Below are 25,000 nucleotides of genomic sequence, written 5' to 3'. Positions count from 1 at the left end.
ATGGTCACACTTCATGCCGTACCAGCATAGTGCGGAGAAATCTTGTGGTACCTCTTCAAGTACTGCGAATTCAGGCGCAGCCCCAGGGGGACACAGGGGAATGCAAGGGGAACACAAGGGGGACGAACATGAGTTCTCGTCGCGCTGCGGGCATGGCCACAGCCGTCACAGGTTCGCTGCTCACGGCATCTTTCTCGGCGGTGATGATCCTTTCCTTCACCGCCTCGGCGGATGACCAGGGACCGGGGAGCAGCAAAGGCGGAAAGGCGATGGACGCGGCTCCGGCGGGTGTGAAACTGACCACGACCCTGCCGGAAAAGATCTCGGTCGACAACAGTTCGAAAGAGACGGCGATCACCGCCACGGTAAAGAACGAGGGGATCAAGGAGAGCGGCGATCTCAATCTCCTGGTCGTCGGCTTCGACGGCCTCAAGGTCACGAATGTGCAGGGCTGTTCGGCGATCGGTGAAAAGGATCTGCCGCCCGGTTCGAACAGCGGATTCAAGTGCTCCGTCGGCGCGCTCGACGCGGGCAAGTCGAAGTCGTACGCCGTCGACGCGACGTACGACCTGAGCAAGGCCGGGAAGATCTGTCTGCCGGTGGTGTCCGCCGACGGCAAGAAGACCTTCTGGCAGCAGGGCCCGGTCCCGTTCGGTACGACGAACCCGGCACCGAACGCGCCGGCCACCCCATTGCTGCTCGGCACCGACAACAAGCCGGTGGCACCGGGCGGCGACACGCTGCCCAAGACGGGAGTCGGCAGCGACGTCCTGCCCCTGGGCGCGGCCGGTGCGGCACTGATCGCGGCGGGCGCGGCGGGCCTGTACTGGTCGCGGCGACGGCCGAGCCGCCCCCTGGAGAGCTGAGGGCACGAAAAGGGGGAGGGCCGGGATGCTCGCGCACCCCGGCCCTCCCCCTCAACTGACTCGTCAGCGCTGCTTGTTGACGAACTTCCAGGCCGTCGGCGTCGCGCCCATCGCCAGGGCCGCCTTCAGCGCGTCGCCGAGGAGGAACGGGGTGAGGCCCGCGGCGATCGCGGCGCTCGTCGAGAGGTCGAGGGACAGCGCCAGGTACGGGACGCCGATCGCGTAGATGATCGCCTCGCCCAGCAGCATCGTGCCGGCCATGCGCAGGACCGAGCGGTCGGCGCCGCGGCGGGCCAGCGCGCCGACGGCGGCGGAGGCGAGCAGCATGCCGACGATGTAACCGAAGGAGGCGCCGCCCCCGGAGGTGCCCTCGGCGAACCACGGCACGCCGGCGAGGCCGAGCAGGGCGTACAGGGCGAGCGAGAGGAAGCCGCGGCCGGCGCCGAGGGACGTGCCGACGAGCAGCGCGGCGAAGGTCTGACCGGTGACCGGGACCGGGGAGCCCGGCACGGGCACGGCGATCTGCGCGGCGAGGCCGGTGAGCGCGGCGCCGCCGATGACGAGGGCGAGATCCCGGACGCGGGAGGCGGGCAGCAGGTCGGCGAGGACCAGTCCGGGGCGGGCGGTGGCGACGGCGGTACTCAAGGGGGACTCCGCAGGTAGACGGGGGTACGGCGGGGGACTCCGTGACGCTATCCCAGGGTCCTTCGGCCGATCACCGTCAGCGCTCGACAAAGGCTTCGGCGCGGACTTGGTGGGCTCCGCACAAAGGATGCCCGCTACACACGCCCGGGCGTGATGCCCATCACGCGGACCCCGTGCCGTCTCGCACACCGGTCACCGTCTGGGCAGCGGTGGCCCGTTTTGCTAGCTTCGACCGCATGGTTGCCCAGGCCCGGAACTTCGCGTCGCGTCGCTATGTCGACCTGCGACGCCAAGCCGCGGCGACCTGTTACCGCCCCTGAGGCGGGCGGAGCGGATCCGGTGCGCCTCGATGCGTCTCATTCGGCTGATGCGGCTGATGCGGCTGATGTGTGAGACGTACAAGACGACGGCGCACTGTCGGACCCGTTCCTGAGGAAGATCCCCATGCCCCGTACCGCGGCACCCCTTCGTACGTCCCCGTCCCTCTCCCCCTCCCTCAAGTCCCCCGTGCCCCGCGCCGCCGACAGCGACCGGCGGCGCACCAACGCGAGTGTCATCCTGCGCTCGGTGCTGGAGCACGGGCCGGTGGCCCGCTCCAGCATCGCCCGGCTGACCGGTCTGTCCCCCGCGTCGGTGACCGACTACTGCGCCCGCTTCACCGAACTGGGGCTGATCCACGAGTCCGCCACACCTCAACGGTCGAACGGTGTGGGCCGCCCCCATGTGCCCGTCGACCTGGACGCATCGCGGTTCGTAGTGGGCGGAGTCCATGTGGCCGTCCCCTATACGACGGTCGCCCTGCTCGATCTGCGGGGCCGGGTGGTGGCCGAGCGGCGGATCGGGCACGACAGCACCGATCCGTCCCGGGTGCTGATGCGGGCCGCCGACATGCTGGACGCACTGCTCACGGAGGCGGCCGGAACGACACCGCTCGGCGTCGGCGTGGCCGCCGGCGGCTGGGTCGACCGGGACTCCGGGGCCATCGTCGAACATCCGCTGCTCGGCTGGCGGGACGTGCCGGTGCGCGAGATCCTCGGCGCCCGCACCGGACTCCCGGTCCATGTCGACGGCCACGCACGGGCGTTGGTGAACGCGGAGCGCCTGTTCGGGCGGGCGGCCCGCGGCAGCCGTAGCGTGCTGCATCTCTTCGTCGGCAATGTGGTCGACGCGGCCTTCGCCACCAACGACGAGGTGCACCACGGGCCTCGGTCCCAGGCCGGGGCGATCGCGCATCTGCCCTTGCGCGGCGGTACGGAACCGTGCGGCTGCGGACGCGTCGGCTGCCTCCAAGTGGAGCTGAGCGAACGGACGTTGTGCCGTCGGGCCCGGGAGGCGGGGCTCATCGACGGGGTGAACCCGACCCATGTCGTGGCCGTGGCCGAGGGCGGAAACCCGCTCGCCGTACGGCTGTTGACGCAGCGGGCGCGGATGGTCGGGCGGGCGGCCGGGCTGCTGCTCGACATCCTCAACCCGGAGACGGTGGTCGTCACCGAGCTGGGGGTGATGCGGCGGGAGGACTGCCTGCGCGCGCTGCGCGAAGAGGTCGGTGACGAGCGGGCGTCGGCCGTCGTGCCGACGAGTTTCCCGGATTCCGTGCTGGCCGTGGCGGGCGGTTCGGTGCTGCTGGACGTGCTGTACCGGGATCCGCTGGCCGTTTCACCAAGCGCCTCACCGGGGCGTATTTAATTCAGAAACTCGGAATGTTGACATGGGGTGCGCATGGCCGGGAACATCCTGGTCATGAGCCTGCAGATGAGTTGTCGCACTTCTTGTTGCTGACCCGTTGACGCGCCCCTGGCGCCGGTCTCATCCTGCCTGCATTTCTTTTTCCGGCTTTCCTCTGCCGTGAATTCCGCGCGCATTCCCGCGTTCCCGCGACTTTTGATCAGGGAGTACTCCCATGCCTCATTCCCGTGCGCCCGGCGTCGACCGGCGGCTCTTCCTCACCTCGGTGCTCGGTGCCGCCGCGGGCATCGCCGGCCTCAGCGGCTGCGCCACGAGCAGTGCCGCGACCGCCAAGTCGGGGGCCGGTCTGTCCGCCCCGCTCGCCGAGAAGGTCCCGTCCGGCACGAGCCTGAAGATCTCCTCGTATCTCAACACCCAGCAACTCCAGTTCAAACTGGCGAAGTTGCCCAAGTTGCCGTTCACCGTGTCGAGTTGGGTGAACATCGGGGCCGGTCCCGATGTCATCAACGCGTTCCGCGCCAAGTCCCTGGACCTCGGCAACAACGCGGGCATCCCGCCGATCCAGGCGCACTACCAGGGCTTCGACGCCAAGATCGTCGCGATCAACATCACTCGTAAGCCCAACTACCTCTTCGCCACCAAGCCCGGCAGCGACATCCACAGCGTCGCCGACTTCAAGGGCAAGAAGCTGGCGTTCTCGCAGGGGCAGGCCCAAGGCGTCGTCCTGCTGCGGGCGTTGAAGGAAGCGGGCCTGAAGTACGACGAGGTGAAGCTGGTCCCGCTGACCAGCAACCAGTTCTTCACGGCCCTTCAGTCGGGCCAGGTCGACATCGCCCCGCTCGCCAACAGCCAGGCACCGGCGTACCTCAAGCAGTACGAGGCGAAGGGCGCCCGCGCCATCACGACGGACGTCGTGGATCTGCTGAACCTGTTGTGGGCGCCGGCCGCCGTGCTGGCCGACTCGGCGAAGGCCGCCGCGATCGCCGCGTACATCCCGCAGTGGGCGCAGGGGCAGGTCTGGCAGTACGAGAACCCCGACACCTGGAACGAGGAGTTCTACGTCAAGACGCAGAACCTGACCCTCGCGCAGGCGAAGGCGGTCACCGCGCTGGCCAACAAGCCGTTGTTCCCGCCGAGTTGGGACGAGGCCGTGAAGTGGGAGCAGGAGACCGCCGATCTGCTCGCGGAGGGCGGCTTCGTGAAGGAGTTCAAGGTGGACTCGCTCTTCGACCGGCGCTTCGAGGGCATCGCGGCGAAGGCCGTGGCGGCGGAGTACCGGAAGTGACGGCCATGACGACCTCGACGTCCCAGACCACCGACACAACCGCCTTGGCGGTGACGGCCGTTGAGGAGAAGTCGGCCGTACGGCGGCGCGGGCGGCGGCGCGGCCTCGCCCCCGGCAAACGTCTCCCCGCCTCCCGGGTCATCGGCCCCGCGCTCTTCTTCGCCCTGTGGGCCATTGCCTCCGCCGCCGGGCAGTTGGACCCGGCCGCGATCCCGGCGCCCTGGACGGTACTGCGGACCGCCGGCCGGCTGTGGACGTCCGGCACGCTGCCCACGGACGTGCTGACTTCGCTGGAACGCGCCGCCTACGGCTTCGCCCTCGGCCTCACCGCCGGTGTCGTCCTCGCGCTGGCCGCCGGGCTGAGCCGGGTCGGCGAGGCGCTGATCGACGGGACCGTGCAGCTCAACCGGGCGATCCCGACCCTCGGCCTCATCCCGCTGTTCATCCTCTGGCTGGGCATCGGCGAGACCTTCAAGATCGCCATCATCGCGATCGTCGTCTACATCCCGATCTATCTCAACCTGCACGCCGCGCTGTCCGGCATCGACCACCGCTATGTCGAACTGGCCGAGGTCCAGGGCCTGTCGAGGCTCCAGTTCATCCGGCAGATCGTCATCCCCGGCGCCCTGCCCGGCTTCTTCGTGGGCCTGCGCCTCGGGGTGACCGGCTCCTGGCTGAGCCTGGTGGTCCTGGAGCAGATCAACGCCACCAGCGGCCTCGGCTACATGATGTTCCAGGCCCAGAACTACGGCCAGTCGGACGTCATCCTCGTCGGCCTGCTGATCTACGGCGTGTTCGGTCTGGTCTCCGACAGCGCGGTCCGTCTCGTCGAACGGAGGGTGCTGTCATGGCGCCGCACACTCAGCAGCTGACCGTCGCCCCCACCGTCCGACTCCGGGGCCTCACGCGGTCGTTCGACGGACGTACGGTGCTCGACCACGTCGACCTCGACCTGCCCGCCGGACAGTTCACCGCTCTGCTCGGGCACAGCGGGTCCGGCAAGAGCACGCTGCTGCGGGCCATCGCCGGGCTCGACCACGAGGTGGTGGGGAGTGGTGAACTCAGCGCGCCCGAACGGGTGTCGGTGGTGTTCCAGGACTCCCGGCTGCTGCCTTGGCGGCGAGTGCTGGACAACGTACTGCTGGGGACGGAGGGCAAGGAGGCCGCCGCGAAGGGGCGCGCGGCCCTTGCCGAGGTAGGCCTTGCCGGCCGTGAGCGGGCCTGGCCCAACGAGCTGTCCGGCGGTGAGGCACAGCGGGCGGCGCTTGCTCGGTCGCTGGTCCGTGAGCCCGAACTCCTGCTGGCCGACGAGCCGTTCGGGGCGTTGGATGCCCTGACCCGCATTCGGATGCACGTGCTGCTGCGCGAGCTGTGGGAGCGGCATCGGCCCTCGGTGTTGCTGGTCACCCATGACGTGGACGAGGCGATCGTCCTCGCGGATCGGGTGCTGGTGCTGGAGGAGGGGCGGATCGGGCTCGACTTGGCGATCGATCCTGAGGTGCCGCGGGCGGAGTACCGGGAGCGGTTGCTGGCGGCGCTCGGGGTGACGTCGGACTCCCGCTGACCGTCGGCTGCGCAGTGACCGTCCGCTGCTCGTGCCGCCTGGGGGCTGCGCCCCAGACCCCTCATCGGCCCTGAAGGGGCCTCGTCCTCAAACGCCGGACGGGCTGGATAAAAGGCGGCCCGCGTCGAAAAGTCGCCGGACGGGCTGGCTGTACGCACCCCGGAACTCCCACCTAAGGAACCTGGCATGCCCCGCCACCTCCACCTCAACGCCTTCCTCATGAACACCGGTCACCACGAGGCCTCTTGGCGTCTCCCGGAGAGCAACCCCTACGCCCACGTCGAGCTGGACCACTACATCCACCTCGCCCGGATCGCGGAGCGCGGCACCTTCGACTCCCTCTTCCTGGCCGACGGACCGCAGTTGTGGAGCAACCTGGCCCAACGCCCGGCCGGCGCCCTGGAACCGCTCACCCTGCTCACCGCACTGGCGACAGCGACCGAGCACATAGGCCTGATCGCCACCGCCTCGACCTCCTACAACTCCCCCTACAACCTGGCCCGCAAGTTCGCCTCGCTCGACATCATCAGCGGCGGCCGGGCCGGCTGGAACATCGTGACGACCGCCGGTGCCGAAGCCGCCCGTAACTTCGGTCTGGAGCACGAGCCCGCGCACGCCGAACGGTACGCACGGGCCGCCGAGTTCCTTGATGTGGCGCTGAAGCTCTGGGACAGCTGGGAGGACGACGCGATCGTCGCCGACAAGGCGGCCGGGGTGTGGGGCGACGACGCGAAGATCCACCCGCCGCACCACCAGGGGACGTACTTCAGCGTCGAGGGCGCCCTCAACGTGCCCCGCTCGCCGCAGGGTTACCCGCTGCTCGTGCAGGCCGGTTCGAGCGAGGACGGCAAGGCGTTCGCGGCCCGGTACGCGGAGGCGGTGTTCACCGCGCAGCAGACCCTCGCCGACGCGCAGGACTTCTACCGGGACCTCAAGTCCCGTACGACGGCGGCCGGTCGGGACCCCGAACACATCAAGGTGCTGCCCGGCATCGTCCCGGTGCTCGGCGGGACGGAGGCCGAAGCCCTCGCGAACGAGCGGCTGCTGGAGGACCACATCGTCTACACGCACGGCGTGGACCGCCTGGAGCAGCTGCTCCAACTGCCGTCCGGCGTCCTGGAATTGGACGCCCCGCTCCCCGCCGACCTGCCGCCCGAGGACGCCATCGAGGGCGCAAAGAGCCGCTACACCCTCGTCGTCGAACTCGCCCGCCGGGACCGGCTCACCGTACGGCAGTTGATCGGCCGGCTCGGTGGCGGACGCGGGCATCTCACCTTCACCGGTACGCCGGAACAGGTCGCCGACGAGATCGAGACCTGGTTCACGCAGGGCGCGGCCGACGGCTTCAACATCATGCCGGCCGTCCTCCCCTCCGGCCTCGATTCCTTCGTCGACCACGTCGTCCCACTCCTCCGCACCCGCGGTCTGCTCCGCACGGAGTACGGCCCGCGCACCACCCTCCGGGAGCGCTACGGCCTCCCCCGCCCCGCCAACCAGTACGCCCAACCCGCCCTAGTCTGAAAGGACTTCACCATGTCCAGCGAGACCGAGATCGAGATCCAGAAGGTCACCGCGCACATCGGCGCCCGCGTGTCCGGCGTCGACATCAACAAGCCCCTCGACGACGAGCAGGTCGCGGCGGTCCGCGAGGCCCTCAACGTCCACAAGGCGCTGGTCTTCGACGACGTCCACCTCGACGACGAGGGCCAGGAGGCCTTCGCCCGCCACTTCGGCGACCTCACCACCGCCCACCCCACCGTGCCCGCCGTCGACGGCGCCCCGAACGTGCTGCCCGTCGACAGCGAACGCGGCCGGGCCAACCACTGGCACACGGACGTGACCTTCGTCCTCAACCCGCCCCAGGCCAGCACCCTGCGCAGCATCACCGTCCCGCCGTACGGCGGCGAGACCCTGATCGCCAGTTCGGCGGCGGCCTACCGCGACCTGCCCGAACCGCTCCGCGCCCTCGCGGACACCCTGTGGGCGGAGCACACCAACGACTACGACTACGCCGTACCGGACGAGGAGATCGACGACGAACAGGCGGCCCAGCGCGCCCAGTTCACGTCGATCAAGTTCCGCACGGTCCACCCGGTCGTCCGCGTCCACCCGCTGACCGGTGAACGCGGCCTGTTCATCGGCGGGTTCGCGCAACGGATCGTAGGCCTGTCGACGGGCGAGTCCCGCAAGATTCTCGACATCCTCCAGGCGTACGTCACCCGCCCCGAGAACATCCTGCGCCACCGCTGGTCCCCGAACCAGCTCGTCCTGTTCGACAACCGCATCACCCAGCACTACGCCATCGACAACTACGACAGCCAGCCCCGCCGCCTCAACCGCGTCACCGTCGCCGGCGACATCCCGACCGGCATCGAGGGCAAGGAGAGTTACTCGATCGAGGGCGACGCGTCGCACTACACGTCGGTCGCGGAGTAGCCACACGAATCCTTTTCGCTGCTAAGTTGTAGTTGCAAGTGATGTGCAACAAGAGGTCCGGAGGGGATCGATCCGCCATGCCCGTCTACACGCTGCCCGACCTGCCCTACGACTACTCCGCGCTCGCCCCCGTGATCAGCCCCGAGATCATCGAGCTGCACCACGACAAGCACCACGCGGCCTACGTCAAGGGAGCCAACGACTCGCTGGAGCAGTTGGCGGAGGCTCGCGACAAGGAGCAATGGGGGTCGGTCAACGGGCTGGAGAAGAACCTGGCGTTCCACCTCTCCGGACACATCCTGCACAGCGTCTACTGGCACAACATGACCGGCGACGGCGGCGGCGAGCCTCTGGAGGCCGACGGCGTGGGCGAGTTGGCGGACGCTATCACCGAGTCCTTCGGTTCCTTCGCCGGCTTCAAGGCCCAGCTCACCAAGGCCGCCGCGACGACACAGGGTTCGGGCTGGGGCGTGCTCGCGCACGAGCCCCTGAGCGGCCGGCTCATCGTCGAGCAGGTCTACGACCACCAGGGCAACGTCGGCCAGGGCTCCACCCCGCTCCTCGTCTTCGACGCCTGGGAGCACGCCTTCTACCTCCAGTACCGGAACCAGAAGGTCGACTTCATCGACGCGATGTGGGCGGTCGTCAACTGGCAGGACGTGGCGCGACGTTACGAGGCGGCGAGGTCCCGGCAGACGATCCTGCCGGCCTGACCTCCACCGACCTCCGGAGAACGTCCTGCCTCGTGATCGTCTTCTCACCGTTCACTCAGGCAGGCGATGGAAGAGGAGGGCCCCCGCGGGGACGTGACTCGCGGGGGCCTTCCTCGTCAATTCTCCTCCGCACAGGGCACGTTGAGCGACAGCAGAGCCATCTCCCCGCCCTGCGACCTGAGTTCGCTGACGGCCGCGTTCCGCAGCCGTGGAAACACCCGCCGGTACTCGCTGAGCGGAATCCCCAGCAACCGGCACAGCACCAGCCGCAGCAGGCTGTTGTGGGCGACGACCAGGACGCGTTGGCCGGGGTGGGTGGCGGCGATGTGGCGCAGGGCCGCCGTGCCGCGTGTCGCCGCCGCCGTCGGGTCCTCGGCCTCCGGGAAGGGGTTCGCCACCGGGTCGGCACGGAAGGCCTGTGCCGCTGCCGGGTTCTCCGCCTCGAACTCCGCGAGCGTACGGCCCTCCACCACCCCGAAGTCGCATTCGGTCAGGGCGGGTTCGGTGTGCGGGGTGAGGTCCAGGGCGCGGGCGGCGGGGGCCGCCGTGCGGACGGCTCGGGACAGGGGGGACGTCCAGATCGCGTCGACCGGGTGCGCCGCCGCCCAGCGGCCCAGGGCCTCCGCCTGTGCGACGCCCGTGTCCGTCAGGGCGACGTCGCTGATGCCGGCGTAGCGGTTCTCGGCGTGCCAGACGGTCTGGCCGTGGCGGGCCAGGAGGAGAGTCGTGCTCATGAGTCGGCGGCTTTCTCGTTCAGGCGCGTGCGGGTGTGGGTCGCGAGCGGGGTCGGCAGCCAGCCCCGGTTCTCCAGTTCGTCCACCAGGCGAGCGTACGGCTCGACGAAGCGTGCCGTGCGGGACGCGCGGGGTTGGAGGACCGTGCGGATACGGACCATGCGGTCGGCCGCGTCGACGAGTGAGCCGGCGGCCCCCGTGCCGTACGCCGCCAACACCGCCATTCCCAGGGCCGGTTCGATCTGTTCCGGTACCCGGGCCGGGCGGCCGAGGACGTCCGCTCGGAGCTGGTTCCAGTACGCGCTGCGGGCCGCGCCGCCCGTGAAGGTGAGCGGGCCGTCTATCGGGGCGCCGAGCTGGTGCAGATAGTCGAGGCACAGGCGCTCGGTGAACGCGACGCCCTGGAGTACCGCCGCCCAGCGGTCCGCCTCGGAGGCCGGGGTGCCGAGCGTGAAGGCCGTGGCGTCCGGGGCCAGGAAGGGGAAGCGTTCGCCGGGTGAGGAGAGGGGGTAGGTGAGAACGCCCGACGGTTCGTGCTCGGCCGCGAGCAGGTCCATCTCCGCCGGGTCCACCCCCGCCGACGGCAGCGCGCCCGCCCCCACGCTCGACGCCCCGCCCGGCAGCCAACTGCCGTCCGGCGCGCGGTGGTTGTAGACCACCCCGGCGTCGTCCCGGACGGGCTTCGCGGACGCGCCCTTGAGGACCAGGGTGGTGCCGAGCACCGAGTTCCACGCGCCGACGCGCAGCGCGCCGGACGCGATCTGGGCAGCGCAGCCGTCCGTCATCCCGGCGACGACCGGCGTACCGACGGGGATGCCGGTCGCTTCGGCGGCGGCCCGGCACACCTCCCCGAGCCGGGTCCCGGGCCGGACCACCTCCGGCAACACATCACCCAGGCAGGCCACTTGGGATGGCCAAGCCTCGCGCTCCACGTCGTAGCCCGTCTTCAGCGCATGGCTGGAGTCGGTCGGAATCGCCGTCCCGCCCGTCAACCGGGCCGTGATCACGTCGGGTTGATGAGTGACCCGCCCCCTCCCGTACGTCTCCACCAACCACAGCGCCTTCGGCAGCGCCCAGCTCGGCTGTGTCCCGACCCGCGCCGCCTCCGCGACCGCGCGCCCGTCGTCGTACATCAACGCCGGTGTGAGCGGGCGCCCTTCGGGGTCCGTCAGCAGGACGGTCCCGGAGGTGCCGCACACCGCGAGCCCGCCGAGCCGTAGGGACCGCTGTCCCGTCAGGGCGGCCCGGGACGCGGCGCACACCGCCTTCCACCACTCCCCCGGGTCCTGTTCGTGCCGCGTGCCGTCCCGGTGGCCGGTCAGCGGGGCGGCACCGGCGCCGAGGACCCGGCCGTCGCCGGTGACCAGCAGCGCGCGGACGCTCTGCGTGCCCAGGTCGATGCCCAGCCACGCCCCGCCGTCACCCTCGAACACCATCCGGACCTCCCACAGGGGTTACGCATTCGGCATTCCCCGTTCATCGTGGCAAAGAGGGAGGGAGTCCCACGATGACCGAGACCCTGCGTGTCGTCGCCGCCGGTGACCATTTCGTCCTGCCGTCGCTGATCACTTCCGCGATCGCCGAGGAACTGCGTGAACACCCTTTCGCCGTAAGCGAGTTGACGCTCGGCTGGCCCCTGGAGCCCTTCGGGGCCGTGGCCGAGGTGGAGGAGGCGAGCGATGCCGAGGACGAGGTGATCGACGCCCTGCGCGGCACCGGTGCGCCGGTGCTGGTCACCCAGATGGGCCCGGTCACCGAGCGCGTGCTGGACGCCTGCCCGGAACTGCGGCTGGTCGTCGTGTGCCGGGGCGGACCCGTCAACGTCAACCTCGACGCGGCGAAGACCCACAACGTACGGGTGTGCTTCGCCCCCGGCCGCAACGCCGCCGCGACCGCCGAGTTCACCGTGGGGATGATGCTGGCCGCACTCCGCCGCATCCCGCAGGCGCATGAACTCCTTGCCGGGCAGGGCGGTTGGGAGGCGGGCGCCGCCTACTACACGTACGAACGGAGCGGTCTGGAGCTGGAGGACCTGCCGGTCGGGCTCGTCGGGTACGGGGCCGTCGGCAGCCGGGTCGCCCGCGTCCTCTGCGCCTTCGGCGCCCGCGTGATGGTGTACGACCCCTATGTGCACGGCGAGATCCACGGGCTGCGCGTCACGGCGCTGGACGAACTCCTCCGCCGCTCCCAAGTCATCACCCTGCACGCCCGGTTGACCCCCGAGACACGTGGCCTGATCGGCACCCGCGAGCTGGCGCTGCTGCGGCCCGGGGCGGTGGTGGTGAACGTGGCGCGGGGCCCGTTGCTGGACGAGGACGCGCTGTGCGAGGCGTTGGAGAGCGGTCGGGTGTCGGCGGCGGCCCTGGACACGTACGCGCGCGAGCCGTTGCCCGCCGGTTCACGCATTTTCGGGCTCGCGGACCGGGTCGTCCTCACCCCTCACCTGGGCGGTGCCTCCCGAGCCGTGGCCGAGAAGGCGGCGCGTATCGCGGCGGCGGAGGTGGGACGTTGGGCGCGCCGGGAGTCGCTCGCGCACAGCCTGACCTGAGGATCGTCACCAACTCCGAGGAGATGTTATGTACATCGGCATCGACGTAGGCACCTCCGCCGTGAAAGCCGCCGCCTTCGACGCCTCCGGTCGCCAACTCGCCGTAGCCGCCCGCCCGGTGGAGCTGTCGATGCACGGTGGGTTCGTCGAGCAGGACATGGACGAGGTCTACGCCGCGGTGGTCGCCGTACTCGACGAGGTCACGGCAGGCGTGGCCGAGCCGGTCGAGCTCGCCGGGCTCACCGGGCAGGGCGACGGCGTATGGCTGGTGGACAAGGACGGCCGGCCGGTACGCGCCGCGGCGTCCTGGATGGACGGGCGGGCGTATGAACTGCTCGACCGGTGGCTGGCGGACGGGACGTTCGAGACGGTGTTCCGGCGGACGGGGAGCGCGATGTTCCCCGGGTGTCCGGGGCCGTTGCTGGCCTGGTTCGAGGCGCACGAGCCGAAGGCGCTGGACGCGGCGAGGCACGCCCTGTACTGCAAGGACATGGTCTTCCGGCGGCTCACGGGGGCACCGGCGACCACCGATGTCTCGGACGCGTCGATGCCGTTCCTCGACCCCCGGACGCGGTCGTACGACAACGGTGTCGTCGAGCTTCTCGGTCTGACCCGGCGCCGCGGGCTGCTGGCCCCGGTCAGTGACCCGGTCGCGACGGCCGGGACGCGCGGCGAGGGGCTGCCGGCGGGCACCCGGATCGCGAACGGGCCGTACGACCTGCCCGCCTGCGCGCTCGGCGCGGGGGTGACGGAACCGGGGGACGGGCTGCTGATCGTCGGGACGTGTCTCGCCAGTCTGGTCGCGACCACCGAGCTGGACCTGAGCGGCGAGCCGGCCGGGCTGTACATCTCGCTCGACCGGCCGGGGCACTGGCTGCGGGCCATGCCGGCGATGGTCGGTACGGCGGCCCTGGACTGGGTGCTGTCGACGACGGGCGTCCGGCACGAGGAGGTGGACGCGCTGCTCGCCGCGACCCCGGCCGGGGCGAACGGGGTGCGGGTGCTGCCGTACTTCGCGCCGTCCGGCGAGCGCGCGCCCTTCGTCGAACCCCGGCTCCGCGCCGAACTGACCGGTGTCTCCCTGGAGTCGACGCCCGCCGACCTGATCCGCGCGACCTGCGAGGGCATCGGTTACGCGGCCCGGCACTGTCTGGAGGCGGCCGGGCTGACGGGTTCGCTGGCCGTGTGCGGCGGGGGGACGCGCAGCCGCGCCTGGATGCGGCTGCTCGCGGATGTGCTGGGACGGCCGTTGCGGGTGGTCGAGGGTGAGGTGGGTGCGCGGGGCGCGGTCCTCGCGGCGGCCGAGCGCTACGGGGTCGCGCTGGACACGGCGGCCTGGACCCGGCCGACGGAGGTCGTCGAGCCGGACGCGGGGCGGGCCGCGTACTACGCGAAGGGGTTCGAGGACCATCTGGCGCGGCTGGCGGCGGCGCGCGACCGGAGCCGGTGATTTCGGGGGCGGGCGCCCGCGATTCGCGGTGTACTACCGGCCTGGCCCGTGCGTGGCGAGGAGGAGTTCATGACGGTGCTTCGACGGTGGTGCCCGAACTGCCTCGGGTGGCAGGACTTCCAGAAGATGGCCGACGCCGAGAAGGCCGCCGTCCGCGAGGAGCGGGGGCCCCGGCACTACGTGGGGGATCTGTGGCGCTGCGTCGTCAAAGGCTGTGTGCGGTACCAGCCGGCGTACAACGCACGGGGCGGCGGTGATCTCCCCGAGAAGTTCCGCGAGGAGAAGACCGCCGCCCAGGAGTGAGTGCCGCCGTGCTTACACCAGGTTGCTGAAGTCCGGGCCCTTGGTACGCGAGCGCTTGATCTCGTAGAACCCGGGGACCGAGGCGACCGCGACGGTGCCGTCCCACAGGCGGGCGGCCTCCTCGCCCTTGGGGGCGGGGGTGACGACCGGGCCGAAGAAGGCGATCTGCTCGCCGTCGGGGCCGGGGACGGCGATGACGGGGGTGCCGACGTCCTGGCCGACCTTGTCGATGCCCTCCTTGTGGGAGGCGCGCAGCTCGGCGTCGAACTCGAAGTCCTCCTGATCGGCGTAGTCGATCAGGTCGGCGGGCAGGCCGACCTCCGCGAGCGCGCCGGCGATCGCCTCGACGGTCGGGCCCTCGCCGTTGTTGTGGATGCGGGTGCCGAGCGCGGTGTAGAGCGGGCCGAGGACATCCGAGCCGTGCTTCTGCCAGGCGGCGGTGACCACGCGGATCGGCTTCCAGGCCTTGGTGGCGAGCAGCTCGCGGTACTCCTCGGGCAGCTCGTCCAGCTTGGGCTCGTTGAGCACCGCCAGGCTCATGATGTGCCAGCGGACCTCGATGTCCCGGACCTTCTCCACTTCGAGCACCCAGCGGGACGTCATCCAGGCCCACGGGCACAGCGGGTCGAACCAGAAGTCCACGGGGGTCTTGGCGGTCTCAGACATGACGCTCCTCGGAATACGGCCGTTTCCCAACCGCAACACCGCCTCTCGCCACCTCATTCCCGGGTACCCGCGGTCAGGGGCGCATGGCAGGATCGGCCCTGACCACACAGCTATGACCACCAAGCGATGACCATCCGAGGGAGTGCCTCCGTGCCCGGTGAGAATCTGTCCCGCGACGAGGCCCGGGAGCGGGCCGCACTGCTGTCCGTCGACGGGTACGACGTGTCCCTCGACCTGCGCTCGGCGGTGGGTGACGATGCCGGGGAGGGGCCGCGGACGTTCCGGTCCGTGACCACGATCCGGTTCCGCTGTGCCGAGCCGGGCGCGGCGAGCTTCGCGGACCTGATCGCGCCGGGCGTCACCGCCGTGTCGCTCAACGGCAGGGACCTCGACCCGGGCGCGGTCTTCGACGGCTCGCGCATCCAGCTGGAGGACCTGGCCGCCGAGAACGAGCTGATCGTCGACGCGCGGTGCGCGTACTCCCGTACCGGCGAGGGCATGCACCGCTTCGTCGACCCAGAGGACGGCGAGATCTACCTCTACACCCAGTACGAGCCGGCCGACTCGCGCCGGGTCTTCGCCAACTTCGAGCAGCCGGACCTCAAGGCGCCGTTCCGCGCCGAGGTGCGGGCCCCCGAGGGCTGGACGGTGTGGAGCAACGGTGTCGGCGAACTGACCGACGGCGTATGGAAGTTCGCGGAGACGAAGCCGATCTCGACGTACATCACGGCGTTCCTCGCGGGCCCGTACCACTACGTCACGGACTCCTACTCACGCACCTTCGCCGACGGTACGACGCTGGAGATCCCGCTCGGCGCGATGTGCCGCAAGGGCCTGGCTCCGTACTTCGACTCCGACGACGTGTTCCTGGTGACGAAGCAGGGGCTGGACTTCTTCCACGAGCACTTCGACTACCCGTACCCGTTCGGGAAGTACGACCAGGCGTTCGTGCCGGAGTACAACCTCGGCGCGATGGAGAACCCGGGGCTTGTCACCTTCCGCGAGGAGTACATCTTCCGGGGGAAGGTGACGCAGGCCTCGTACTCGGCGCGGGCGAACACGATCCTGCACGAGATGGCGCACATGTGGTTCGGCGACCTCGTCACCATGGAGTGGTGGGACGACCTGTGGTTGAAGGAGTCCTTCGCGGACTTCATGGGGGTGTTCGCGAGCGTCGGCGCGACCCGCTTCACCGATGCCTGGATCAGCTTCGCCAACCGCCGCAAGGCGTGGGCCTACCGCGCGGACCAGCTCCCCTCCACGCACCCCATCACCGCCGACATCCGCGACCTCCAGGACGCGAAGCTCAACTTCGACGGCATCACGTACGCCAAGGGGGCGTCCGTACTGAAGCAGTTGGTGGCGTACGTCGGCCAGGACGCGTTCCTGGAGGGCGCGCGCCGCTACTTCAAGCGGAACGCCTACGGCAACACTCGGCTGGGTGATCTGCTGTCGGTCCTTGAGGAGACGAGCGGCCGGGACATGGCGTCCTGGGCGCGGTCGTGGCTCCAGACGGCCGGGGTCAACTCCCTCACCCCGCAAGTGGTGTTGGACGTGGAGGGCGGCAGGATCGCCGAGCTGACGGTGCTTCAGGACGCGACTCCCATTGCCCCGGCGGACCACCCCGAGCTCCGCCCGCACCGAGTGGTCGTCGGCCTCTACCGGACGGAGGACAGGCGTCTCGTCCGGTACGAGCGGGTCGAGGTGGACATCGACGGCCCGCGCACGGTCGTAGTGGAACTGGCCGGTGCGGACGCGCCGGAGCTGGTGCTCGTCAACGACGAGGACCTCACCTACGCCAAGACCCGTTTCGACGCTACGTCGTTGGAGACCCTGCGGGACCGGCTCGGCGCGCTCACCGATCCGATGGCGCGGGCGCTGTGCTGGTCGGCGCTGTGGAACATGACCCGGGACGCACTGCTGCTCGGGCCCGACTTCATCGACCTGGTGATGCAGTTCGGGCGCCGGGAGACCGACATCGGCGTCCTCCAGATGCTGCACGCGTGGGCGAACTCGGCGTTGGTCAACTACTCGCCGCCGTGGTGGCGCGAGATCGGCGCGGAGATGCTGACGGACATCGCGGAACGGGATCTGCGGGGGGCCAAGCCCGGCAGTGAGCAGCAGCTGGCCTGGGCGCGTTTCTACGCGTCGGTGGCGTCGGCGCCGGAGGAACTGGCGCTGTTGCGGGGCCTGTTGGACGGTACGGAGAAGATCGAGGGCCTGGTCGTGGACCAGGAGCTGCGCTGGGCGTTCCTGGAGCCGCTGACCTCGCACGGCGTCGCCGACGCGGCCGTGGTGGCCGCCGAACTGGCCCGCGACGACACCGCGTCCGGCAAGCGGCACCAGGTCCGCACGCTCGCCGCCCGTCCCTCGGCGGCCGTCAAGGCGCAGGCGTGGGCGCAGGTCGTGGAGTCGGAGGTGCTGTCCAACGCGCTGGTCGAGGCGACGATCGCGGGCTTCGTGCAGCCCTCGCAGCGGGAGTTGCTCGCGCCGTACACGGAGAAGTACTTCGCGGCGATCGAGCGCGTGTGGGAGGAGCGGTCGATCCAGATCGGCATGGATGTGGTGCGGGGTCTGTTCCCGGCGTTCCCGACGGCGGAGGACGGGCAGGCGACGCTGGCCGCGACGGACGCGTGGCTGAGCGCGCACGAGGGTTCGGCCCCCGCCCTGCGGCGGCTGGTGCTGGAGTCGCGGGACGATCTGGCGCGGGCGCTGCGGGCGCAGGCGGCGGACAACGAGGGGCGCGGCGATCAGGGGTGACGGCGCGGGGCCGAGGGCGGACCCTTGGCCTGTGATTGATCCCTCCGTCACCGTTACCGAATACAGGTAATCGCAACCGTAACCCCTGGTCCACCCCATCCGGACCAGGGGTTTTCGGCGTCTACTCGGCATCCGAACGCCTGTCCTTTAGTACCGCGTTGTCCGGATTTGTCGACGACCGTGTAACAGCGGTTAGGGAGCGGATCCGGCGCGGGAAACCCCGTTGCATGAACCACAACACCCCGCTCTCCCCCCGCCCCCTCAGCCACCTCTCCGAGGTGCACCGCCGGGTTCTGACGACGGCTCAGCTCCGTGCGCACGGCGTCCCGGCCGCCGAGGTGAACGAGCAGTGCCGCCCAGGCGGCCCCTGGCAGCAGCTCCTCCCCGGCGTCGTCCTGCTGCACTCCGGCCCGCCCACCGGCGAGGAGCGGCTGCACGCGGTGCTGATGTTCGCGGCGCGGGAGCGGACGGCGGGGGTCCCGGTCCAGCCGGGCGCGGAGGGTCCGCACCGGCCGACGTACACGGAGACGATGGTCACGGGCCTGGCCGCGCTGACCCTGCACGGTTTCACCGCGGCCGGGCCGCTGCCCTCCCTCGACCACATCGACGTCCTGGTCCCCCGGATGCGCCGGCTCCGCTCCACGGGCTGCGCCCGCATCGTCCGTACGTCGGCGCTGCCCACCCCGGAGCAGGTGAAGGGCGTACCGGTGGCCCCGGTGCCGCGGGCCCTCGCGGACGCGGTGGCCGAGCTGTCGGACGCGGACGCGGTACGCCGGCTGCTCACCGAGGCCGTCCGCGGCGGCCACTGCGAACCGGCGGCGGTGGTACGGGAGTTGAACAACGCGAAGCTGCTGGGCCGCCCGCATGTGGTGGACGCGGTGGACTCCCTCCTGGCGGAGGGCAGGTCGATCGCCGAGGACCGCCTCTACCGGATGGTGAGCGAGCACGGCCTTCCCGACCCGGTCTGGAACGTCGACCTGCGCCTGCCGGGCGGCCCGCACCTGGGCGGCCTGGACGCGTACTGGCCGGAGCAGTCGGTCGCCGTGGAACTGGACACCCGCGCGCCCCGCCAAGGCCATCGGCAGGACGATGCCGCCCTGTGGTCGGAGTACGCCCGCAAGCGCGAGCACCTGGAGCGGCTGGGCATCACGGTCGTCCACATCACCCCCAAGAAGCTCCGGGACGCGATGGAGCAGCAGGCGGCGGTGGTCCGTACGGCACTGATGGCGGCGGCGGACCGTGATCCGGCCGCGTATGTCGTGGTGCTGCCCCGGTAGTGACGGACCGGGGCGGGATCAGGAGGGGAGAGGAGGGGCCACCGGGGGGTCGGTGGTCCCTCCTCGTACGTTCGTCTAGAAGGGTTCGGGCAGGGGCGGCGGGGCAGCGGCGGCGCTCGTGTGTCCCGCGTGGAGGCCGTCGATGAGGGCGGCGTAGGAGGCGATCATGCGCGTACGGCTGAAGCGTTCGCGGCTGCGGGCGTGGGCCTGGGCGAACTCCGCGCGGCCGATGACCGCCTCGGTCCAGGCCGACGCGATGGCGTCCGGGTCGGGGGGTGTGACGATGCCGTGGCCGGTGACGATGGACGCGCTGTCGCCGACGTCGGTGGAGACGGGTACGGCCCCGCACATCATGCCCTCGATGAGGCAGAGGGGCGCGGCCTCGCCGAACGAGGACGTGAGCGCGACGACGTCGGATCCGGCGTAGACGGTCTCCATGTCCCGCCGTACGCCGAGGAGATGGAGCCGATGGCCGAGTCGCTCCCTGTCCTCCCCGAAGGCGGTGTCGATGTCGGCGGAGAGGGCGGGCTGGGTGTCGGTCATGCCCGTGCCGCACATGAGGACGTGGCCGGCGGGTTCGCGCCGTAGCCACTCGTGGGCGGCGCGGAGGAAGAGCGGGATGTTCTTCATGGTGGCGTAGCGGGCGGCGAAGACGACGACGGGGGCGGTGTCCGGAATGCCGAGGGAGGCACGGAGGGCGAGCCGCCGGGCGGGGTCGGGCCGGAAGCGGAACAGATCCACGCCGTTGGGGATGACGTGGAGGACCTCGGGCGGGATGCCGGCGGCCCGGTAGGCGTCGCGGGTGGACTCCGCGCAGCAGACGCAGGCGACGACCTTGCCGTCGGCGATGGCGGCCTTCAGTTCGTCGAGGGCGGCGCCCTGGTGTTCGGGGTCCGAACGGTGCAGGCACACGACGACGGGGCGGCGGGGCAGGCCCGCCTGGTTGAGCAGCGAGAGCGGCTGTTCCTTGAGCGACAGGACGACGTCCGCGTCGGCCAGGGCGCGGGCCGCGTCGGCCAGCTCGGGGCCGGTGAAGCCGTCGCTGACGGTGCCGTCCGGGTCCCGGTCGCCGCCGAAGCTGCGGCCGAGGGTGGAGACGCCGACGCCGGCCGCGGTCAGTTGTTGGTAGCAGGCGTCGTTCTCCATGGCCTGCCGGGTTGCTTCTCGGTGGACCTCGCCGTGGATGCTGAGCACCGAATGGTGCTGGCCGCCCTCCACCAGTCCCAGTACAACGTCGCTGTGGACGATTCGGGCTCCTCCGGAGAAGAAGCCCTCGTAGACCGACAGCACGTGCAGCTCGTGTCTAGCGCGCACACGACCACCCGCCTTGCGTATGAATCGAGCCATCCCCGTGAACAGCGGGTTAGCCGTTATGAGGCGGCACGGACATTTCGCATGAATGAACTGGGCGTCTCGTATCCGAGTCCGGTTGGTTATCCCGGGGTCAATTGGTGGCGAGGCGGGCGCGGACGGTCTTGCCGACGTCGCTCCGCGGAAACCAGTCAAGAGACGCGGACACCCCGGAAACGACCAAAAGCCCACGCCCGCTCTCCCCACCGGGCGCCTGACTCACCACGGGGAACTCCAGCACCGGGTCCGATACGTCGATCGTCAGCGCGGAGTCCTTTTCTTCGTCTACGGCGACCCGCAGCCAGACCTCGTGTCCGGGGAGGCGGCCGTGTCGTACCGCGTTGGCGACGAGCTCGGAGGTGACGAGGACGGCGTCGTCGATGTCGCCGGGCCAGTTCCAGAGGGTGAGGCGGCGGCGGGTGTGGGTGCGGGCGAGGCGGACGCTGCGGAGGGTCATGGGGTAGCTCATGGACCAGTCGGGGGTGGGCATGGGGGGTCCTTTCGGGTGGGGGTGCCCAACTACGGTGGCGGGATTGCCGGTTGACCTGCAATCGAAACCCGCTCGAATATTCAACGAGGATGAAAATGGACTATGCCGAGTTCTGCACAACCGACTGCATGCGCCGCACTCGTGATGCAAGACTCGGCACACAGCACGGAGGAACACTCACAGAGGCACGAGGGTGGTGCACATGGCGGCCAAACGCGGGCGCACAGGTCAACGGCTCGAACTCGGATTACAACTGCGCCAGTTGCGCGAGAACTGCGGACTCGGCGACCGGGGCAGCGGGCTCACCCGTAAGCAGGCCATCCAGGGAACACGCATCTCGGAAGCTGCCCTGCAGCGGATCGAAACCGGCTCCCTCAACTTTCGGAACGTAGGCGATCTCCGCAAGCTGCTGGCCAGATACGGCGTGGCAGACGAGACGGTCGTCGAGTCGCTCATCAACCTCAACCGGGAGTCGGCGACCCAGGACTGGCTGACCCAGTTCCGGGGCATCATGCCCGCCGGAATGCCGGGCTTCGTCGGGCTCGAACCGGAAGCGCGAAGCATGCGGGCATACCACCCGACGCTGGTCTACGGCCTGCTCCAGACGAAGCGTTACGCGCAGGCGCTGCTCGAACTCCACAAGCCGGTCGAGGAGACCACCTCGGAGTTCATCCGCAGTAGCGTGGAGCTGAGGGTGAAGCGTCAGGAGGTGCTCACCCGGGAGGATCCGGTCAGGCTCCGCGTCATCCTCGGCGAGGCCGCCCTACGGTATCCGGTGGGAGGCCCCGAGGTGATGCACGAGCAGTTCGAGAGACTGGTGACGCTGAACTCCCGGGACCACATCACCATCCAGGTGTTGCCATTCAGGACCGGCTATCGCTCCACGCACGACTTCGCGATCCTTGAGTTCGGTGATCAACTGCCGTCGAGAGTCCAGATCGACAACGCCTGGGGAGCCCTCTCCACCTCCGACAAACCCCGTGAAGTGGACCGGTTTGTACGCCGATTCGACTCCATGGTGGCGTCGGCGTTGCCGCCCGAGGACACCCCCGACTTCCTTCACCGACTGACACGAGAGCTGTAGGTCCATGCCCACTGCCCCCACTGCCGCCACCGCCTCCCAACTCGCCCCCGAAACGGCCTGGCGCAAGTCCTCCTACAGCGACGGCACCGGAAACAACTGCGTCGAACTGGCCCCGGAACAGAGCTGGTTCAAGTCCTCCTACAGCGACTCGGGCGGCCAGAACTGCATAGAGGCCGCCCGACTGAACCCCGGCATCGCCATCCGCGACTCCAAGAACCCCACCGGCCCGGCACTGCTCCTCCCCGCGACGGCATGGGCCCCCTTCCTCTCCCATCTTCGCGAGACGGACTCACGCGGCTAGCGAAGGGGCCGGTGCATGGGGCGATCGCGAGCTGCCGCTCCGAGAACGGCGAAGTTGAGCGACGCCCTCCTCCACCTCCCCCCGCCACCGGCACCCACTTCGTGGAAGTGTGACACTTCGGCGCTAACTGTCACACTTCCACGGCCCCCCTCCCTGAGTGCTGACCGTCCACGCGCACCCCGCACCGCCGAAGGCACACCAAACGAGAGCCACAGGCCCATGCCCACACACCCCACCGTCGCCGAACCCGCCCCCGAACACGCCTGGTTCAAGTCGTCCTACAGCGACGCGGGCCAGAACTGCATCGAAGCCGCCCACCTCACCCCCACCGGCATAGCGATCCGCGACTCCAAGAACGCCGCCGGCCCCACGCTGCTCCTCCCCGTAACGGCATGGGCCCCTTTCCTCACCCACCTCCGCGAGACGAACTCACGCGACTGACGAACGCCCGCCCCGCTGCCCGCCCCCGGCTCGCCCCCGTCATGCGCGGTGAAGACGAACGCCGACGTATCGCCATCAAGGTCAATGGTCAGCGAGGCGTCCAGCGCGCTGGCCAGCCGGGTGAGCAGGGGCAAAGTGGGTACGGAGTCGCCACCCTCGATGTTGGAGATCTGCGGCTGAGTCATCCCCGCCCCGCGAGCCAGCTCGGCCTGCGACAGGCCGAGCTGGGTACGCCGGTCGTGGACCGCCTGCCCCAGAGCGAACGCATACCCGGCCTCCACATAAGCCGGCGACTCCTCAACGGACTCGCACAGAAGCTTCCTGGTCCGCCGGGTCTTCCATTCGGAGTGGTTCACGGCCCCTCCTCCTCGATCCGCTCGTAACTGTGCTCAGCGACCCCATGCTCCGCCTCGCAGACCTGTTGCACCTGCTGGGCGCGTTCAACCCTCGCCAAGTGTGGTCGGCTGAGCCACGAGCAGGTCGACAGCTCGCTCGGCCTTGGCGTAGTGCGCATCCGAGAGGAGCTCCAGCCACTGCCGGACCTCGGGCTCGATCTCGTTCCGCCAGAGGTCACTCACACACGCGGGTATACAGAGATCTGTATATCGAGGCAGATAGCTGATCGCCCCTGACAGTTCGGACGAGAGCTGCCGGCCAACTCCCCTGGAGTCACAGCCCAGTTCACCGGTCTGGCGAAATCACCCTGCCCCCGCCCCCGACGTACCGTCACCCACATGGTGTCCCTGTTCGCGATCTTCGGTCCGCCCCTGATCACGGTCTTCGTCTTTGCCGTCGGGGCGGTTCCGTACGCGCTGTGGGTGACGAGGAAGACGCCCCCGCGGGCGGCCCGTTGGGCGGTGATGGGGGCGGGGACCGCGATCGGCGCCTACGGGGCCGGGACCGTGTACGGGCTTGCCTTCACGAACCCGTTGGACGTGTGCGGGGACAGGACCGGCGACGGCGTGTACATGGACGCCGGGCGGGACTCCAGCCTGACGTCCGTGCACGTGAACGGCTTCCCTCCGTCCATCACCTGCCGCTGGGCCGGCGGGCACAGCACCGAGGCGGTGTGGTTCTGGGTCTCGCCCCTGTTGTACGCGGGGCTGGCCTGCTCCCTCGTGTGCTGTGTGCTGCTTCTTCGCGACCGCTATCCGCGCGGAGGCGTCACTTCCCGCAGTACTCCCCCACCACCACCGCCCCCGCGTCCCCCGACCAGTCCCCGTTGAAGTTGAACGCCAGGGAGTGGCGGCCGTCCGGCGTCGTCACCACCGCCGATGACGAGCCGTGGATGCCGCCGTCGTGGCCCCAGATGTGGACGCCGCAGGGCAGCTTGATGTCGGAGATACCGAGGCCGTAGCGCGTGGTCGGGCTGTCGCCCGCCGGTACCGTCGTCTTCATCTCCCGCAGTTGCCTCGACGGGAGGAGTCGTCCGCCCAGCAGGGCGCCGTAGAAGCGGTCCAGGTCGGCGGAGTCGGAGATCATCTCGCCCGCCGAGGAGGCCAAGGACGGATTCAGTTTCGTGACGTCGTACGTCGGGCCCGTCGTCTCCTCCGCCAGCTTGCCGTAGGCGCGGCTGCTCGGGCTCGGGAGAGTCGCCTTCGTGCCGGGGAGTGAAGTCGCCTTCAGGTGGAGGGGGTTGATGATGCGGTTGCGGATCTCGGTCGCGTACGAGTGGCCGGTGACCTTCTGGATGACCATCCCGGCGAGGACGTAGTTCGTGTTGGAGTAGTTCCACGACGTGCCGGGCGCGAAGTCCGGCTTGTGGGACATGGCGATCGCCACCAGGTCGGCCGGGGTCCTCGTGTCGTAACGGTGCTGGAAGAAGCCGTCCTTGAGGAAGTACGTGCGGCCGAAGTCGTCGTCCGCCGTGTAGTTGAAGATGCCGCTGGTGTGGTTCATGAGCTGGCGGACGGTGACTTTCGTGCCGTCGTTGCCGTGGCCCTCGACCACGCCCGGCAGCCACTTCGCCACCGTGTCGTCCAGTGACAGGCGTCCCTCCGCCTCCAGTTGGAGCAGCACCGTCGACACGAACGTCTTGGTGATGCTGCCGATCCGGTAGCGGTCGTCGGCCGAACGCGGCGCCCCGGTACGGAGGTTGCCCACGCCGGCCGTCGTCGACCAGGTGGTGCCGCTGTCGCGGACCGTGGCCGTCACGCCGGGTACTCCGTCCTTCACGGCCGCCTCGATCGCCTGCCGGGTCGCCGTGTGATCCCCTCCGGCGGGCGCCGCCAGCGCGGGACCCGCCAGCGCCGCCGACAACGCCACCGCCGTCGCACCCATCACTACCGCGCGAACTGCCATGTCTTCCCCCTCTGTTGAGCCCGGTTCGGCTCGGTTCAGCTCGGTCGGGGGGATGGACACGGCCTTCCGGTACGAAGGTTGCTCCGCCGTGCGCCAGTTG

At 69.9% G+C, this 25,000-nt stretch carries 25 protein-coding genes and 1 pseudogene; 17 read left to right on the top strand and 9 right to left on the bottom strand.

Annotated features, from left to right (window positions below; translation table 11 throughout):
- The first annotated feature begins 128 nt into the window (after window positions 1-128).
- The gene (locus ACIRRY_RS07050) at window positions 129-866 is read left to right on the top strand and encodes an LPXTG cell wall anchor domain-containing protein (RefSeq protein WP_403968810.1); all 738 of its coding nucleotides are present in this window, start codon (window positions 129-131) and stop codon (window positions 864-866) included.
- A gap of 63 nt (window positions 867-929) precedes the next feature.
- On the opposite strand, the gene ACIRRY_RS07045 is transcribed toward ACIRRY_RS07050, so the two are convergent.
- Window positions 930-1,511: a biotin transporter BioY gene (locus ACIRRY_RS07045; protein ID WP_403968808.1), complete on the bottom strand. Its 582-nt coding sequence runs from the start codon at window positions 1,509-1,511 to the stop codon at window positions 930-932.
- A 444-nt stretch (window positions 1,512-1,955) separates the two neighbouring features.
- Here ACIRRY_RS07045 and ACIRRY_RS07040 point away from each other — a divergent pair, with 444 nt between their 5' ends.
- From ACIRRY_RS07040 to ACIRRY_RS07010, 7 genes are all read left to right on the top strand, one after another.
- Window positions 1,956-3,197: an ROK family protein gene (locus ACIRRY_RS07040; RefSeq protein WP_403968806.1), complete on the top strand. Its 1,242-nt coding sequence runs from the start codon at window positions 1,956-1,958 to the stop codon at window positions 3,195-3,197.
- Between the two features lie 214 nt (window positions 3,198-3,411).
- Window positions 3,412-4,482: an ABC transporter substrate-binding protein gene (locus ACIRRY_RS07035; RefSeq protein WP_403968804.1), complete on the top strand. Its 1,071-nt coding sequence runs from the start codon at window positions 3,412-3,414 to the stop codon at window positions 4,480-4,482.
- Between the two features lie 5 nt (window positions 4,483-4,487).
- Complete coding sequence (locus ACIRRY_RS07030; protein ID WP_403968802.1) at window positions 4,488-5,354, top strand: ABC transporter permease; 867 nt, start codon at window positions 4,488-4,490, stop codon at window positions 5,352-5,354.
- Window positions 5,330-6,046: an ABC transporter ATP-binding protein gene (locus ACIRRY_RS07025; RefSeq protein WP_403968801.1), complete on the top strand. Its 717-nt coding sequence runs from the start codon at window positions 5,330-5,332 to the stop codon at window positions 6,044-6,046. Before ACIRRY_RS07030 ends, ACIRRY_RS07025 begins: the two co-directional genes overlap by 25 nt.
- A 186-nt stretch (window positions 6,047-6,232) precedes the next feature.
- Window positions 6,233-7,567: an LLM class flavin-dependent oxidoreductase gene (locus tag ACIRRY_RS07020; RefSeq protein ID WP_403968799.1), complete on the top strand. Its 1,335-nt coding sequence runs from the start codon at window positions 6,233-6,235 to the stop codon at window positions 7,565-7,567.
- A gap of 12 nt (window positions 7,568-7,579) precedes the next feature.
- Window positions 7,580-8,482 (top strand): TauD/TfdA dioxygenase family protein, encoded by a 903-nt coding sequence (locus ACIRRY_RS07015; protein ID WP_403968797.1) that lies wholly within the window; start codon window positions 7,580-7,582, stop codon window positions 8,480-8,482.
- 77 nt (window positions 8,483-8,559) lie between these two features.
- A complete protein-coding gene (locus ACIRRY_RS07010) occupies window positions 8,560-9,195 on the top strand; it encodes a superoxide dismutase (RefSeq protein ID WP_403968795.1) in 636 nt (211 codons plus the stop codon).
- A 116-nt stretch (window positions 9,196-9,311) separates the two neighbouring features.
- Here the strand turns inward: ACIRRY_RS07010 and ACIRRY_RS07005 are convergent, their stop codons facing one another.
- Both ACIRRY_RS07005 and ACIRRY_RS07000 read right to left on the bottom strand, forming a co-directional pair.
- Window positions 9,312-9,929: a histidine phosphatase family protein gene (locus ACIRRY_RS07005; protein ID WP_403968793.1), complete on the bottom strand. Its 618-nt coding sequence runs from the start codon at window positions 9,927-9,929 to the stop codon at window positions 9,312-9,314.
- Complete coding sequence (locus ACIRRY_RS07000; protein WP_403968791.1) at window positions 9,926-11,365, bottom strand: FGGY-family carbohydrate kinase; 1,440 nt, start codon at window positions 11,363-11,365, stop codon at window positions 9,926-9,928. The genes ACIRRY_RS07005 and ACIRRY_RS07000 overlap by 4 nt, the downstream gene beginning before the upstream one ends.
- A gap of 71 nt (window positions 11,366-11,436) precedes the next feature.
- Here ACIRRY_RS07000 and ACIRRY_RS06995 point away from each other — a divergent pair, with 71 nt between their 5' ends.
- The 3 genes from ACIRRY_RS06995 (at window position 11,437) to ACIRRY_RS06985 (ending at window position 14,230) form a co-directional block, all read left to right on the top strand.
- The gene (locus ACIRRY_RS06995) at window positions 11,437-12,477 is read left to right on the top strand and encodes a 2-hydroxyacid dehydrogenase (protein ID WP_403968789.1); all 1,041 of its coding nucleotides are present in this window, start codon (window positions 11,437-11,439) and stop codon (window positions 12,475-12,477) included.
- A 28-nt stretch (window positions 12,478-12,505) separates the two neighbouring features.
- Window positions 12,506-13,927 carry an FGGY family carbohydrate kinase gene (locus ACIRRY_RS06990; protein WP_403968787.1) on the top strand — a complete coding sequence of 474 codons (1,422 nt, stop codon included), beginning with the start codon at window positions 12,506-12,508 and terminating at the stop codon, window positions 13,925-13,927.
- 69 nt (window positions 13,928-13,996) lie between these two features.
- Window positions 13,997-14,230, top strand: a complete 234-nt coding sequence (locus tag ACIRRY_RS06985; protein WP_403968785.1) for a hypothetical protein — start codon at window positions 13,997-13,999, stop codon at window positions 14,228-14,230.
- 12 nt (window positions 14,231-14,242) lie between these two features.
- Here the strand turns inward: ACIRRY_RS06985 and ACIRRY_RS06980 are convergent, their stop codons facing one another.
- The gene (locus ACIRRY_RS06980; RefSeq protein ID WP_403968783.1) at window positions 14,243-14,896 is read right to left on the bottom strand and encodes a DsbA family protein; all 654 of its coding nucleotides are present in this window, start codon (window positions 14,894-14,896) and stop codon (window positions 14,243-14,245) included.
- Window positions 14,897-15,046: 150 nt separating this feature from the next.
- On the opposite strand from ACIRRY_RS06980, the gene pepN reads away from it, so the two are divergent.
- Window positions 15,047-17,656 carry an aminopeptidase N gene (pepN, locus tag ACIRRY_RS06975; RefSeq protein WP_403968782.1) on the top strand — a complete coding sequence of 870 codons (2,610 nt, stop codon included), beginning with the start codon at window positions 15,047-15,049 and terminating at the stop codon, window positions 17,654-17,656.
- 227 nt (window positions 17,657-17,883) lie between these two features.
- Window positions 17,884-18,933 carry a hypothetical protein gene (locus ACIRRY_RS06970; RefSeq protein ID WP_403968780.1) on the top strand — a complete coding sequence of 350 codons (1,050 nt, stop codon included), beginning with the start codon at window positions 17,884-17,886 and terminating at the stop codon, window positions 18,931-18,933.
- A gap of 75 nt (window positions 18,934-19,008) precedes the next feature.
- Here ACIRRY_RS06970 and ACIRRY_RS06965 read toward each other — a convergent pair whose 3' ends face one another.
- Window positions 19,009-20,223: a glycosyltransferase gene (locus tag ACIRRY_RS06965; protein ID WP_403970823.1), complete on the bottom strand. Its 1,215-nt coding sequence runs from the start codon at window positions 20,221-20,223 to the stop codon at window positions 19,009-19,011.
- A 154-nt stretch (window positions 20,224-20,377) separates the two neighbouring features.
- Entirely contained in the window at window positions 20,378-20,773 is a 396-nt protein-coding gene (locus ACIRRY_RS06960) for an ATP-binding protein (protein WP_403968779.1), read from the bottom strand.
- A gap of 202 nt (window positions 20,774-20,975) precedes the next feature.
- Between ACIRRY_RS06960 and ACIRRY_RS06955 the strand changes: the two genes are divergently transcribed.
- From ACIRRY_RS06955 to ACIRRY_RS06945, 3 genes are all read left to right on the top strand, one after another.
- Window positions 20,976-21,857, top strand: a complete 882-nt coding sequence (locus ACIRRY_RS06955) for a helix-turn-helix domain-containing protein (RefSeq protein ID WP_403968777.1) — start codon at window positions 20,976-20,978, stop codon at window positions 21,855-21,857.
- Window positions 21,858-21,861: 4 nt separating this feature from the next.
- Window positions 21,862-22,158 (top strand): DUF397 domain-containing protein, encoded by a 297-nt coding sequence (locus ACIRRY_RS06950; protein WP_403968775.1) that lies wholly within the window; start codon window positions 21,862-21,864, stop codon window positions 22,156-22,158.
- Window positions 22,159-22,377: 219 nt separating this feature from the next.
- Entirely contained in the window at window positions 22,378-22,599 is a 222-nt protein-coding gene (locus ACIRRY_RS06945) for a DUF397 domain-containing protein (RefSeq protein WP_403968773.1), read from the top strand.
- A gap of 41 nt (window positions 22,600-22,640) precedes the next feature.
- Here ACIRRY_RS06945 and ACIRRY_RS06940 read toward each other — a convergent pair.
- Window positions 22,641-22,955, bottom strand: a pseudogene (locus ACIRRY_RS06940) (helix-turn-helix domain-containing protein); the annotation flags it as partial.
- Window positions 22,956-23,039: 84 nt separating this feature from the next.
- Entirely contained in the window at window positions 23,040-23,177 is a 138-nt protein-coding gene (locus ACIRRY_RS06935; RefSeq protein ID WP_403968771.1) for a hypothetical protein, read from the bottom strand.
- Between the two features lie 156 nt (window positions 23,178-23,333).
- Here ACIRRY_RS06935 and ACIRRY_RS06930 point away from each other — a divergent pair, with 156 nt between their 5' ends.
- Window positions 23,334-23,825: a hypothetical protein gene (locus tag ACIRRY_RS06930; RefSeq protein WP_403968769.1), complete on the top strand. Its 492-nt coding sequence runs from the start codon at window positions 23,334-23,336 to the stop codon at window positions 23,823-23,825.
- On the opposite strand, the gene ACIRRY_RS06925 is transcribed toward ACIRRY_RS06930, so the two are convergent.
- Complete coding sequence (locus ACIRRY_RS06925; RefSeq protein ID WP_403968767.1) at window positions 23,764-24,900, bottom strand: serine hydrolase domain-containing protein; 1,137 nt, start codon at window positions 24,898-24,900, stop codon at window positions 23,764-23,766. The genes ACIRRY_RS06930 and ACIRRY_RS06925 overlap by 62 nt on opposite strands.
- Between the last annotated feature and the right edge of the window lie 100 nt (window positions 24,901-25,000).

Origin of the sequence: Streptomyces sp. NPDC101776 (genome assembly GCF_044766845.1) — a bacterium.
Classification (GTDB): Bacteria; Actinomycetota; Actinomycetes; order Streptomycetales; family Streptomycetaceae; genus Streptomyces.
Note: the sequence above shows the minus strand (reverse complement) of the source record. Positions and strands in the feature narration are given on the sequence as shown.

What these genes read in the sequence shown, in the direction of transcription:
- ACIRRY_RS07050 (WP_403968810.1), top strand. Translation starts at nt 129, where the DNA reads ATGAGTTCTCGTCGCGCTGCGGGCATGGCCACAGCCGTCACAGGTTCG.
- ACIRRY_RS07040 (WP_403968806.1), top strand. Translation starts at nt 1,956, where the DNA reads ATGCCCCGTACCGCGGCACCCCTTCGTACGTCCCCGTCCCTCTCCCCC.
- ACIRRY_RS07035 (WP_403968804.1), top strand. Translation starts at nt 3,412, where the DNA reads ATGCCTCATTCCCGTGCGCCCGGCGTCGACCGGCGGCTCTTCCTCACC.
- ACIRRY_RS07030 (WP_403968802.1), top strand. Translation starts at nt 4,488, where the DNA reads ATGACGACCTCGACGTCCCAGACCACCGACACAACCGCCTTGGCGGTG.
- ACIRRY_RS07025 (WP_403968801.1), top strand. Translation starts at nt 5,330, where the DNA reads ATGGCGCCGCACACTCAGCAGCTGACCGTCGCCCCCACCGTCCGACTC.
- ACIRRY_RS07020 (WP_403968799.1), top strand. Translation starts at nt 6,233, where the DNA reads ATGCCCCGCCACCTCCACCTCAACGCCTTCCTCATGAACACCGGTCAC.
- ACIRRY_RS07015 (WP_403968797.1), top strand. Translation starts at nt 7,580, where the DNA reads ATGTCCAGCGAGACCGAGATCGAGATCCAGAAGGTCACCGCGCACATC.
- ACIRRY_RS07010 (WP_403968795.1), top strand. Translation starts at nt 8,560, where the DNA reads ATGCCCGTCTACACGCTGCCCGACCTGCCCTACGACTACTCCGCGCTC.
- ACIRRY_RS07005 (WP_403968793.1), bottom strand. Translation starts at nt 9,929, where the DNA reads ATGAGCACGACTCTCCTCCTGGCCCGCCACGGCCAGACCGTCTGGCAC.
- ACIRRY_RS07000 (WP_403968791.1), bottom strand. Translation starts at nt 11,365, where the DNA reads ATGGTGTTCGAGGGTGACGGCGGGGCGTGGCTGGGCATCGACCTGGGC.
- ACIRRY_RS06995 (WP_403968789.1), top strand. Translation starts at nt 11,437, where the DNA reads ATGACCGAGACCCTGCGTGTCGTCGCCGCCGGTGACCATTTCGTCCTG.
- ACIRRY_RS06990 (WP_403968787.1), top strand. Translation starts at nt 12,506, where the DNA reads ATGTACATCGGCATCGACGTAGGCACCTCCGCCGTGAAAGCCGCCGCC.
- ACIRRY_RS06985 (WP_403968785.1), top strand. Translation starts at nt 13,997, where the DNA reads ATGACGGTGCTTCGACGGTGGTGCCCGAACTGCCTCGGGTGGCAGGAC.
- ACIRRY_RS06980 (WP_403968783.1), bottom strand. Translation starts at nt 14,896, where the DNA reads ATGTCTGAGACCGCCAAGACCCCCGTGGACTTCTGGTTCGACCCGCTG.
- ACIRRY_RS06970 (WP_403968780.1), top strand. Translation starts at nt 17,884, where the DNA reads ATGAACCACAACACCCCGCTCTCCCCCCGCCCCCTCAGCCACCTCTCC.
- ACIRRY_RS06960 (WP_403968779.1), bottom strand. Translation starts at nt 20,773, where the DNA reads ATGCCCACCCCCGACTGGTCCATGAGCTACCCCATGACCCTCCGCAGC.
- ACIRRY_RS06955 (WP_403968777.1), top strand. Translation starts at nt 20,976, where the DNA reads ATGGCGGCCAAACGCGGGCGCACAGGTCAACGGCTCGAACTCGGATTA.
- ACIRRY_RS06950 (WP_403968775.1), top strand. Translation starts at nt 21,862, where the DNA reads ATGCCCACTGCCCCCACTGCCGCCACCGCCTCCCAACTCGCCCCCGAA.
- ACIRRY_RS06945 (WP_403968773.1), top strand. Translation starts at nt 22,378, where the DNA reads ATGCCCACACACCCCACCGTCGCCGAACCCGCCCCCGAACACGCCTGG.
- ACIRRY_RS06930 (WP_403968769.1), top strand. Translation starts at nt 23,334, where the DNA reads ATGGTGTCCCTGTTCGCGATCTTCGGTCCGCCCCTGATCACGGTCTTC.
- ACIRRY_RS06925 (WP_403968767.1), bottom strand. Translation starts at nt 24,900, where the DNA reads ATGGCAGTTCGCGCGGTAGTGATGGGTGCGACGGCGGTGGCGTTGTCG.